The organism is Haloferax sp. Atlit-10N, assembly GCF_003586325.1.
GTDB classification, from domain to species: Archaea; Halobacteriota; Halobacteria; order Halobacteriales; family Haloferacaceae; genus Haloferax; species Haloferax prahovense.
In genome coordinates, this window is record NZ_PSYX01000002.1 from 454926 (window position 1) to 466725 (window position 11800).

Annotated in this window: 10 protein-coding genes; 5 read left to right on the top strand and 5 right to left on the bottom strand. The window is 65.9% G+C overall.

The window, feature by feature from the left end; translation table 11 throughout:
* Nucleotides 1-85 precede the first annotated feature (85 nt).
* The 3 genes from C5B91_RS22970 to C5B91_RS09315 form a co-directional block, all read right to left on the bottom strand.
* Nucleotides 86-625 carry a CPBP family intramembrane glutamic endopeptidase gene (locus C5B91_RS22970; RefSeq protein ID WP_255409907.1) on the bottom strand — a complete coding sequence of 180 codons (540 nt, stop codon included), beginning with the start codon at nt 623-625 and terminating at the stop codon, nt 86-88.
* On the bottom strand, nt 538-1869 hold the full coding sequence (locus C5B91_RS09310) for an IS200/IS605 family transposase (RefSeq protein WP_049967556.1): 1332 nt from the start codon (nt 1867-1869) through the stop codon (nt 538-540). The genes C5B91_RS22970 and C5B91_RS09310 overlap by 88 nt, the downstream gene beginning before the upstream one ends.
* 91 nt (nt 1870-1960) lie before the next feature.
* A complete protein-coding gene (locus C5B91_RS09315; RefSeq protein ID WP_181950679.1) occupies nt 1961-2557 on the bottom strand; it encodes a hypothetical protein in 597 nt (198 codons plus the stop codon).
* Between the two features lie 310 nt (nt 2558-2867).
* Here C5B91_RS09315 and C5B91_RS09320 point away from each other — a divergent pair, with 310 nt between their 5' ends.
* The gene (locus C5B91_RS09320) at nt 2868-3260 is read left to right on the top strand and encodes a DoxX family membrane protein (protein ID WP_008095967.1); all 393 of its coding nucleotides are present in this window, start codon (nt 2868-2870) and stop codon (nt 3258-3260) included.
* A 35-nt stretch (nt 3261-3295) separates the two neighbouring features.
* Here C5B91_RS09320 and C5B91_RS09325 read toward each other — a convergent pair whose 3' ends face one another.
* Nucleotides 3296-3478, bottom strand: a complete 183-nt coding sequence (locus C5B91_RS09325; protein ID WP_008095966.1) for a hypothetical protein — start codon at nt 3476-3478, stop codon at nt 3296-3298.
* 98 nt (nt 3479-3576) lie between these two features.
* The gene (locus C5B91_RS09330) at nt 3577-4743 is read right to left on the bottom strand and encodes a PAS domain-containing protein (RefSeq protein WP_115819624.1); all 1167 of its coding nucleotides are present in this window, start codon (nt 4741-4743) and stop codon (nt 3577-3579) included.
* 190 nt (nt 4744-4933) lie between these two features.
* On the opposite strand from C5B91_RS09330, the gene C5B91_RS09335 reads away from it, so the two are divergent.
* The 4 genes from C5B91_RS09335 to C5B91_RS09350 all read left to right on the top strand — a co-directional run bounded on the left by C5B91_RS09335 (nt 4934) and on the right by C5B91_RS09350 (nt 11795).
* The gene (locus C5B91_RS09335) at nt 4934-6298 is read left to right on the top strand and encodes a hypothetical protein (RefSeq protein ID WP_115819623.1); all 1365 of its coding nucleotides are present in this window, start codon (nt 4934-4936) and stop codon (nt 6296-6298) included.
* Nucleotides 6299-6957: 659 nt separating this feature from the next.
* Entirely contained in the window at nt 6958-10236 is a 3279-nt protein-coding gene (locus C5B91_RS09340; protein WP_199519518.1) for a 5'-nucleotidase C-terminal domain-containing protein, read from the top strand.
* Entirely contained in the window at nt 10229-11125 is an 897-nt protein-coding gene (locus C5B91_RS09345) for a hypothetical protein (RefSeq protein ID WP_115819622.1), read from the top strand. The genes C5B91_RS09340 and C5B91_RS09345 overlap by 8 nt, the downstream gene beginning before the upstream one ends.
* Nucleotides 11126-11189: 64 nt before the next feature.
* Nucleotides 11190-11795 (top strand): hypothetical protein, encoded by a 606-nt coding sequence (locus tag C5B91_RS09350; protein WP_008095959.1) that lies wholly within the window; start codon nt 11190-11192, stop codon nt 11793-11795.
* Nucleotides 11796-11800: the final 5 nt, after the last annotated feature.

Sequence of the window (11800 nt, forward strand, 5' to 3'; positions counted from 1 at the left end):
GAACGCAGTACGGACCTCTATGCTCAGACCGAGGGAGAGAATCCAGCAGCTATCGGCTGTACCGGTTGGTATCGAGATATTAGTGCTACTCGCGGGCCCACACGGGGATGCCCTCACCGATGCCGGTCAGCCGAACTGCGAGCACCACGACGGCAAGAATCCCCGCGTATTCGACCACGCCGGCGACGAGGTGCAGTTCGGCGGGGATATCGACGGTCACGATGAACGGCGGTTGGTTCATCGTCGCGTGGAACAGCGCGACCACCCAGAGATTCCCCGTGAACGCGTAGACACCGCCGTAGACGAGTCCGGCCAGAAGCAGCCCGAACAGTCGCGTGCCGAGCGCGGCGCTGACGCCGTGGCCCGAGGCGATGAACCACCGAGGCAGGTGGAAGACGGCGAACAACACAGCGACGGCCGCGACGCCGCCGATGACCGCGCGACGACTGTCGCCGCCGGCCAGCGAAATCGCCTTCTGTTGGAAATGACATCCTCCCCGGCGCGAACGCCGGGGTTTCCTCGCGCTGGGGGTATCGCTTACCGACCCACGGAGGCAACTTGCGGGTTCGTGCGCTCCTCGTTGGAACAAGAGCGTGGTGACTCTGACCAGTCGTGGTCGTTCCACTTGAGGCGCACGGGCCGTGCCATCGGCCGTGCTACGTCGGTCTGCCGTTGACGAGACACACCGTGTCTCGTTCGCCAATCAGAACGTTCTGAGTTCTGATGACGTCTCAGGAACGTTTCGGACGCTGTGAGGTCTGCGTGGCCCTCGAAACCGCACGGGCACGTCAGCGTGTCGCGGTGGCGCGTCGTCCGGTCGGTCGAACCGCAGTTCGGGCACTCTTGGGAAGTCCATGCTTCCGACCGGACTTCGACCGCCATACCGAACTCCTCGGCAGTACACGCGAGGCGGTCGATGAACTGCCGGAACGCCCAAAAGTTGTGCGTCTTCGCGTTCGCTTCGACCGACCAATGCGTGTCGAGTACGTCTGTGAGTGCCCCGACGTACACCGTCGAGACGCCTTCGTCGTGCAACCGTTCTATGAGGTCACGTGCGAGTGCGTCTTGGGCGTGGTCGCGTCGGCGCGTCCGACGTCGGTACAACGAGCGTATCCGGTTTGAGGAGTACCGCCCCTCGCGGAGTTTGGATTGCAGACGGGCGATTTCTCGCGTCGTCTCGCGGAACCGCTCGAACAGGTCGCGTCCCTCGTACAGCAGTTGCGTGCCGGTCGAAGTCGAACAGGCGACGAGGTTGTTTGCACCAATATCCAGAGCGGCGGTTTCGTCCGCCAGTGGGTGTGCCAGCCGAGAATTGTCTACCGTGACTGGCTGAAAGGCCCTGAACGTCTGTGCAGTCTCGTCCCAGAACAACCCCAACCGGCCTTGCTTGTCGTACTCTTTCCAGTTGGGTTCGCCCCGGACTTCGAGCCGAAGCCTCTCGCGGTATCCAAGACCGTACTCCTCTTTCAGGTCTTGGCCGACAAGGATTTCGAGCCGGGAGTATTCGCCCCACTCGATAGAGTACGACGTGTTCCGAATGTACGTTCGGAGTTCGCGGCCGTCCTCGGCGTTGCCCCAGTATCCGGGCTTACCGTTTGCTTCGCCCTTCTTCTGGAGCGCGAAGAACGACCGCCATGCTTCGCGGTTCTTCCGTTCGATTTGCTGAACGGTCGAAGCCCCGAGCGTGCCGCCGTAGCGCCCGCGATACTCGCTGATTTCCCACACGTCCGCGTCGGGGTCGGCGTAGTGTTCGCGGCGCTCGTAGTTGATTTCGTTCCAGAGAGCGGCAGAAGCGTCCAACAGGCGTCGAAGCAACTCCTCGTCCGCGTCGGACTGAGGAACCACCTCGAAGGTGTTGGTCCGCTTCATCACCAACACCTTACATCCGAAGGCTGATGTATGTTTGGCTTTTGTCTGTATGTATGGCGAAGAACATCCACGTAGTAGTGGACGACGACGTTCATGAACGGTTGAAGCGAATCAAGGACGACCACGGCCTGACGTGGGAAGGGATGTTGCTCCACGCGGCGAAAGATTTGGATACCCCGGACTGAGCATTGTCGGCGGTTGTGTTCCTGTTGTCGGATCCACGCCCGCCGTGAACGGCGGGACTCTCTCCTCGATTCAGGTAGCCACGAAACAGGAGTTCCTCCGGGAGCGCCGTGAGCACGAACGAACTCAGGAGCGCCGCGAGATACGGAGCCGGGTGTGCGACGACCCGCGACAGAACGGGCTCGAAGCCGCCGACGCCCGCGGTTGCGAGTCCAGCCGCTACGAGATTGTACAGCGCCCAGAACGCGGCGACGACGGCGACCGCCGCGCCGAACGCCCGGAGAGACGGGAACAAAGACTGGAGTGCGACGCCCTCAACCCGAAGCGCGCCGGCCGCGAGCGCGACGAGAACGCCGCTCCAGGCGAGTCCCAAAAGCGGCGTCGGCGAGCCGTGGGGCGCGGCGAGAAGAAACCCGCTCAGCACGGTGATGAGAAGGACGTAGGTGACAGTCGGAATCGACGCGCTGCGGTCGAACGTCGGTGACGTGAGACGAGTGCGCACCATCGTCCGGGCGATTTCACTCGCTCGGGGGAAATGCGTTTTTATTGACTGACTCGGGGATGGTGTCGCCGCGCGAATCGTGGCCGAGTTCGCTCACCGCTCCGTCCGGAACTCGAAGCGCGCACCGCCGTCAGTACCGTCGGTCACGTCCACCTGCCAGCCGTGTGCGTTCGCGATGTCGGACCTCGTGTCTGAATACACGAACCAGATTCGGGGGAACGTCAATTCGGGGACGGTCCGCCTCGAATACTAAAACGTACTGGCCAGTTTGTAAACACAGCGCTTATAATTAGAACACTATTTTCAAAACGTGATGACAGTTCCCGACGAATCTGAACGCAGCACGCCATCGCGGCTCGCCCGCGCCCTCTTCGCGAGCGGTCTCGCCGTCCTCGCGATTCGCAACCTGACCGACCTCGACGGCCGCATCGCCTACGCGGAGGCGAAAGGCGTCCCGGAGGCGGACCGACTCGTCCCCGCCGCGAGCGGCCTGCTCCTCGGCGGGAGTATCGGCATCGGCCTCTGGAAGCTGCCCAGACTCGCCGCCGCGAGCGTCGCGGCGTTCTTCGCCGGCGTCACGCCGACGATGCACGACTTCTGGGCCGTCGACGACGACGCCCGCGACGAGGAACTCACGTCGTTCCTCCAGAACCTGACGCTGTTCGGCGCGGCGGTCGCGTTCTTCAAGCGCGCGTCGAACGAGTAACGGCAGACCGATACACAGCTCTCGCTTTTCTGCAGTCACGTATCGACGGCATCATCGTCAATTTGGTCGACTCCCCCCTTGAGCGCGTACAGATACCACAGCCCGAGGACGGTCCAGCCGGCCGCGATGAGCGGCGAGTCGTCGAGCCACCAGTAGTACACTGCGAAGAGGAGTGCGGAGAGACCGAGGACCTGATAGAGTCGATAGTGAGCGGACACGGCACCTGGTGACGACCGCCGCAGTTGTAGTTCTTCCCCGCCTTCGAGACACCCCACCGTTTCCAGTATATCGCTGTCGACCGCAACCGACCACTACGTCAGGCCGAGTCCGCGTCGCCGTCACGGTCGGCCGCACGGTAGAAGCCGACGAAGCATTCGAGCGCGCCGTCGTCGTCCCGAATCGGGCGGATATCGAGGTGGGCCCAGAAGGGCTCGCCGCCGGCGCCGTAGCTGCGAATATCGGTCGAAATCGGCTCGCCGGCGTCGACGGCGGCGCGAATGTCGGCAACCGTCTCCGGGTCCGTCTCGGGGCCGTAGAGGGACCGGTAGTTGCGACCCTCGACCGCCGCGGCGTCGTAGCCCGTAAGCGCCTCGAACGCCTCGTTGCAGTAGACGACAGGGTTGTCGGGCTTCGACGGGTCGATGACGACGATTGCGACGCCGACGGCGTCGAGCACTCGGTCTTTCAGCTCGACTTCCGCCCGCAACGCATCGACCTCGGTGAGTTCCTGGACGATACAGACGTGTCCCCCGTCGTCCATCCGCGTCAGCACGAGTCGCTCGGGGACCAGCTCGCCGGTTTTGGTGACGCCGGTCGAAATGCCCCGCCACGACCCTTCGGCTTCGAGTTGCGGGAGGATTTCCTCGTGGAAGCGCCGCGCCTCGTCGTCCGGGTAGAGGACGTCCCAGTGTTCGCCGATGAGTTCGGCCCGGTTGCGGTTGTAGAGCGCGGCATACGCCTCGTTCAGGTACTGATAGACGCCGTCTCCGTCGATGATGCCGATGCCCTCTTCGGCCGACTCGATGGCGAGAAAGCCGCGTCGCATGTGCGTCTCGGCGCGGTGTTTCTCGACGAGATTCGACACCTTGTTCGCCAACACGGGATACTCCTCGGGGCCGCCCTTCTGGAGGTACTCGTCGACGCCGGCGGAGATGGCGCGACTCGCGATTTCCTCGCTTCCCTTGCCGGTGAAGAGGGCGAAGGGTATCTCGATACCCCGCTCGCGCGCCGCCGTGAGCAGTTCGAGCCCATCCATCACCGGCATGTCGTAGTCGCTCACGACGCAGTCGTACGCGCCGTCAGTGAGTTCGTCGAGCGCCGACACCGGGTCGGTGTACGTCTCCGTCTCGACGTCGTCGAGTTCGCGTTCGAGAAAGGTCGCGGACAGCTCCACCATCGACTCGTTATCGTCGATCAACAGGATTCGCATCGCGCGTTGTTCCGTGCTGAACGGCGCGATGTCGTGGAGCAGGGACACGTCCATACGGACGTACTGTTGCCTCAGAGTGAAAAAACAGCTAGGCGATAGTCGCACTCGGCGACCGCGCGCCGCGGACCGTTCCGGTCGCTCACCACGAGGGACCAAGAGAACAGGAATCTGTATAGAATATATATTACTAGATGATGTTGGCGGCAATAAATTATATGCCATGTGACGGAGTTGACATCCTCATATGGAAGTGGTTAGAAACGTGCGAGAACTCACGGCGGTTCTCGAACAGTTTTCGGAGACGACGGGAGAGATTCACGGGCTGGAACTGACCAGCGGGGACGAGCCGAGCGAAAACGGCACAACGGCTTCGGTCACCGTCGAGTACGACTTCGCGTCAGCGTGCGCGGTCGACCCGGACCGACTCTCCGTGTCGTCGCCGGCGGCGTCGATGACCGACGGCCGACTTCGACTCGAACTCGACGTGGCGCTCGCTCCCCCGGCGACCGAAGACGCCGGACAGGAGTCGGTATCGGCTGAACACGCCGGCACCGACGGCGACCCCGAGCCGGCGGACGCGCCGGTCGCTCGAGCCGACGGTTCCGGGGCGCGCGGCTCGACGGGTAGCGCCCCCGTCGCATCGGTCGTGTCGCCACCGACGATGGAGTTCGCGGTCCCGACGGCGAGAGACGAGCCGTCGGAGGACGACCAACCCACATCCGTATCGACGGACGACCCCATCGAGGCGGATACAGAGACGGACGCGAATACGGCTACAGAGACGAGCCCGGACACGGAGACGGACGCGGACACCGGTACGAAGACAGAGACGAGCCCGACCGCCGCGACAGACGCCGACTCGGTACCCGCACACCACGACCCCGTTCGGCTTCGGGAGGCGTACGAGACCTGCGAGACGTTCAAGGAGATGACCGACGCCCTCGGCGTCGACGTGACTCCCCAGACCGTCCGCAACCAGATGATTCAACGCGGGATTCACGAGCCGGAGTCGTACGGCGAGTCGACCGAGTCGGGCGACGAGCCACGGCAACCGGAGCCGAGCGTCTCTGACGAGGACAGCACGAGTGAGACTGACCAGTCTCCCAAGGTGGGTACTGAAGATACCGACGACGCGGCGGTCGAACGTGACACGCCGGACGACGCCGAGACCGACGCGAACGACGAATCGAAGTCGGTGTCGGAATCGAAGCCGGACCCGAAGTCAGCGCCGAACCCGAAGTCGGAGTCGCAGTCTGACTCTGAGACGGACCCGGCCACGAACACGGAGCAGGTCGCGACGGAGACCGACGAGACGAGTACGACGGCCGAGGACGCGTCCACCGCGACTGACCTCCCGCCGCTTCCCGCGTCGGTGTCTTCGCTCGACTGTTCGACCGAAGACGTGTGTGCCGCCGTCGCGGGTGCGAAGACGCTGTACGAAGTCGAACGCCGTCTCGGCCTCGACCGCGCCGACGTTCGCGAGTTGCTGGCCGCGCTCGACCTTCTCGACCTCGTCACCGGACGGATGGCCCGGCGCGACCAATCGGCGGCGAGTCCCGACGACGTTCGAACGCGAGTGCATGCCGCGCTCGGCGGAGAGGGAGCATAACCCAACTCGTCACGATTCTCGACGCTTTCGTGGGAGGCCCGACGGATGTTGTGTTGCAGGTGCCCGACAGCCGCGTCTGAGCGCTGATGAACCGATTCGGTGACGGATGCGTCTCGGTGGACAGGTAGCCGAAGGGTGGTGGGGTCCCCCGAGTGGGGGAGGATGGAACGAGAACGAGGGCAACGCCACCAGCATCAGATGATGACGTTCCTGTTCTCGTACACGTTGTTTTGGTAGAGGGTGATATAGATTCGGAAAGTAGGTACTAATTGGAAGTACCGATAGTATGCTTCGTTTGGGGGAAAGAGAGAACGGTCTTCGGTGGGTCGACCACCGAACCGAGGAGGTGGAAACCGTTCTCAACTGGCAAGCAATTGGCCGATGGTGTTAAATATATCCATTCGTCCTACCACTGGTACGTACTGAAAACATGGCGACCGGTCTCCCGGTCGCCTCTGTTCGTGAACTTCCGGAACCCGACCCGACAACCACCCGACTGAAGTACGAATCGCTCCGTATCGTATGAACCTCCCTATCGCAGTTCTGTCACCTATATAACACACTTACCAGCGGTTATCACACCCGCCTCGGTGCGGACTGATGTGCCTCCGCACACACCATCACAGACAGTTCTCAGTCGTACTGTAACGGTGCTACTGGTGTTAGTACTCACGACCGCGACGTTTCCCGCCGGTGCGGCGGGCGTCGCGGCTGGGGAGGACGCGAGCGCACTCGACTCGAACGTCCAGTCGGCGATGAACGCGTCCGCTCCGACGGCCGTGACCATCACCGAACTCCAGTCGAACACGACCGACGGCGACGCCTCCGCCTACGCGGGGCAGTTCGTCAGCGTCGCCGGAACGGTGACGGCGACGAACGCCGACGGGTTCTTCGTGCAGAACGCCTCCGCGGCCGACGTGCGCCACAGCGCCGTCTACGTCTACGCGGGCGGGTCGTCGAATGCGACCCCCGGCGACGAGGTGCGCGTCGACGCGCCCGTCTCCGAGTACTACGGGATGACCCAACTCGACCTCGCCAACGACAGCGCCTCGCTGTCGACGACCGGCACCGGGGCGGTTCCCGAGGCGACCACGCTCGCGACGGCGAACGTCTCCCGAGAGTCCTACGAGGGCGTTCTCGTCAGCGTGCGCGACGTCGAGGTCACGGAAACCCCCGGCCAGTACGGCGAGTGGGCCGTCACCGACGGCTCCGGGCCGGTCGCCATCGACGACGCGACGACCGGCGACGACACCACGCCCGGCGAGGTCGGCGGTACCGCCGACGCCGTCGAAGGGCCGGTGTTCTACAGCTTCGAGGAGTACAAGATTCAGCCCGCGTCGGTGACGAATCTGACCGCTCCCGCGGGCGACGACGGCGGTGACGGCGGCGACGCCGGCAACGACACCGCGGGCGCGAACGCGACGACCATCACGCTCGTCGGCTTCAACGACATCGGCAAGGCGGCCGCCGGCTCCGGCGACGACAAACTCGGCCGGATGATTACGCTCATCAACCGCGAGCGCGCGAACGCCTCCGGTCCCGTCTTCGTGGCCGGCGGCGGCGACGAACTCAGCCCCCACGCCCTCCGCAACTACGACGGTCTGGAGCGCGGCTACGAGCCGCCGGTGACGGCGATGAACCTCATCGACCCCGACGCCGAGGTCGTCCAGAACCACGAACTCGACTACGACGAGGACGCGGGGGCGAACGACTTCGCCGTCTTCGAGGCCATCGCCAACGAGTCGACCTACCCGTGGCTCCTCGCCAACGTCGTCGACGAGGGGACCGGCGAGAACCTCCCCGGGACGCAGAACTACACCGTCGTCGAGCGCGGCGGCGTGAAAGTCGGCTTCTTCGGCCTGACCGACGAGGCCATCAACGCCAAGACCGACGGCGTCATCGAGCGCAACGGCTACACCGTCGTCGACCCGACGACCGCCGCCCAGCGAACCGTCGACACGCTCCGAAACGAGGAGGACGTGGACGTGGTCGTCGCGCTGGCCCCGGTCGGCATCCCGGACTCGAAGGACCTCGCGCGGAACGTCGACGGCATCGACGCGCTCGTCTCCGGCGACGACCAACAGCGCTACCCGCCGCAGACGACAAACGGCGTCCTCATCGGCGAGACCACCGGCAAGGCCAACGCCATCATGACGATGGAGCTGACCGTCGACAACGGGAGCGTGACCGACGCCTCCGGCGAACTCGTCGACGTGACGACCGACGTGCCGCGCAACGACTCGTGGCAGACGTACATCAACCCGCTCCGCGAGGACTATCTCAATACGAAGCTCGCGACGGCGGTCATGCCCGAGCACACGGGCGTCGGTTCCAGCTACACCGACGACTCCGCGACGGGCCACCTCGTCACCGACGGCGTCCGCGGCTACACCGGCGCAGACGTGGCCGTGACGAACGCCGGCGGCATCCGCGACACGCTCTACCCGAACGAGTACGCTGCGGGCGAGGAGTTCAACATCACCCGCGGGATGGTCACGTCGACGCTCTCGTTCGGCAACCACATCGTCGTGGTCGAGGTGACCGGCGCGGAACTCCGCGAGGTCGTCAAGAGCCAAATCACGCCGCTGGAGATGGACAACCAGTACGGCACCCAGACCCAACAGCAGGTGAGCGGCGTCACCTTCGAGTGGGTGCCCCACACCGATAGCTCGTCGCCCGGCGAGGGCGACGCGACGATTCGCGACCTGACGGTGGACGGCGAACCCGTCAACGACTCGGCGACCTACACGCTCGCGACCAACTCCTACATCGCCGACGGCGGCAGCGGCTACCCGCTCGGCGACAAACCGCGCGTGTCGGTCTCCAACGAGACGACGATGGCCGACGGGGTCATCGGCTACCTGCAGAACCGCTCGACCATCGCGGCCGCCGAAGTCGACACCGAGTCCGACGACCGGATGCGCCGAGTCGACGCGGCGGTCGACGCCGACGCGGTCGACGTGGCGAGCGACGACGGCCAGACGACGGTTATCATCGCCGCGCCCTCGCGCGTGACTGGCGTGAGCGGAACCGCCGCCTTCGCCGGCCGAAGCGGCGGCTACGTCGAGACGACGAACGTCGCCTACGACGGCGCGAGCGGCACCGTCACGGTCACCGTGCCGACGAGCGACCTCGACGCCTTCGGGTCGTCGGTGACCGCGGCGGGGTCGGGCGTCGACCTCTACGTCGACTACACCGACAGCGCGTATTCGAGCCAGTACGAGAACTTCGACTCGGCGGTGCTGAACGCCGACCTCGACGGCGAGGCGACGACGACCGACCCGACGCCTGAACCGGCCGACGGCGTCGCGCTCGCGGTCGGCTCGGACGGCCAGTCCGTCCCCCTCGGCGACACCCGGACGTTCGACATCACCGCGAGCGACGCCGCCAGCGGCGTCGGCGCGTACGAACTGTCCCTCGCGGTCGGCGATTCGAGCGTGGCCCGCATCACGGACGTGCAGTTCTCCGAGGACCCCGGTTTCTCGGCGGTTAACGTCAGCGACGACGGGAGTACGGTCCACATCGAGGCCGCCGGTATCGACGCCGGCGACGGCGACGCAAACGACTCGCAGGTTCTGGCGACCGTGACGGTCGAGGGCGTCGCGCTCGGCGGCTCGACGGCGCTCGAACTGACCCCGACGGCGACCTACGACCCCGACGGCACGGCCTACGCGGTGTCGAACATCGACAACCGCCCCGTCAGCGTCGAACCCGGTGACCTCACCGGCAACGGCCGCGCGATGGCCGACCACGACGGCGACGGCACCTTCGAGGACGTGAACGGCGACGGCAGCGTGAACGTCGTCGACGCCCAAGCGCTGTTCGTGAACCGCGACGCCGAGCCGGTCCAGTCGAGCATCCCCGCGTTCGACCTCAACGACGACGGTCGCGTCGACGTGGGCGACGTACAGCGGCTGTTCGCCTCGACGAATGTGTAAGCTGAACTCGAACTGGACCGGACGGACCGCACTCGCGGCGTTCGCGGCGCTCGTCTGTCTGAGCGCCGCCGCGCCGCCCGCGCTCGCCGCGACCGACACGACCGTCGGCTTCGACACCGGCGCGGCGACCGTCGAACCCGACTCGACGCGGACGTTCGACATCGTCGTCGACAGTGTCGACGCCGGCGTCGGCGCGTACAACCTGACGGTCGAACTCGACGACGCGTCCGTCGGTCGCATCGCCGAGGTCGCCACACCCGACGGCACTGACCCGCGACTGCGAGACGTGTCGTACGACGAGAGTCGCACGGTCGCCTCGGTTCGCGTCGTCGGCCTCGATACCGACGACACTGGTTCGGTGGCCGTCGCGACCGTCACCGTCGAAACCGCCGACGCCACCGGCGACGGCGCGCTCGACGTGTCCGTGACTGCCCTCGGCGACGAGGTCGGGAACTCCTACACCGTCACCGACACGTCAGGACTCGACCTCTCCGTCTCGGAGTCGGCCGGCGGCGGGGGTTCCGACGGTGGCGGGGACACCGGCGACAACACCGGTGACTCGGACGACGATGGCGACGACACCGACGGCGGTTCGGACTCCGGGCCGGACGGCGATTCCGACGCGGACGACGAGTCGGACAATGCGACCGACCAGCCCGCGACAACCGAGTCGGCGTCCCAGTCACCCACGCCAACCGCGTCGACCGCGACTGACGACGCTGAAACGACCGCCAGCGCGACAGACACGCAGTCTGCAACCGCGACCGAGGCCACGACCGAGCGCCGGACCACGGCGACCGGCGTTCCCGGTTTCGGCGTCGCTCCCGCGGTCGCCGCCATCGCGACGCTCCTGCTCGGGGGCGCGCGCTGGGCGCGACACGAGGACTGAGCGAACGCGGGCCCTCGGGGGCCTGTGTCGAATCTTTATCCGTGTGGGCGTCTAGCAGGGAGGTATGAACGGCCCGGACACCGCGGACGAAACGAGCTTCTATCTCGACTACGAGCTACAGGTCGACGCGACCCGCGACGCCGTAGCGAAGCTCGCTCGTGAGGTCCTCCAGTACGAGTGGGCCGACTACCTCCGCGCCTCGCCTCCGGAGGGTCCCCACACGTGGCACGCCCTCGACTCGGGGAAGCCGTGGGGCCGCGTCACGCCTACGGCGTGGGAGCGCGGCCGCGACCACGGGTACGACCTCCACTTCGAACACTACCCGACGCCGCGCGCCCTCCAGCGCGGACAGTTCCGCCTCGAACTCCACCTCGAAGACGGCATCCACGGCGACGCCGACTTCTCGGGGGACTCCCCGTACGCGTCGCTTCGCGAGCGACTCGTCACGGCGCTCGACGAGGTGCGCGACGAACACGACGACCTCCCCGCCGGCGAGTTCGGCACCGGGCGGACGCTCTGGCGGGTCGACTCCCACTTCCTCGCGGGCGACACCGTTGCCTACTACGAGGCGCTCCGCGAGGCGCTGTCGGCCCACGACGCGTTCGTCGACGCCGCGGCGACCGTCCTCGACGACGAACTCCCCGAGCGCGACCCGTTCGAGCGCGACTGACGCGC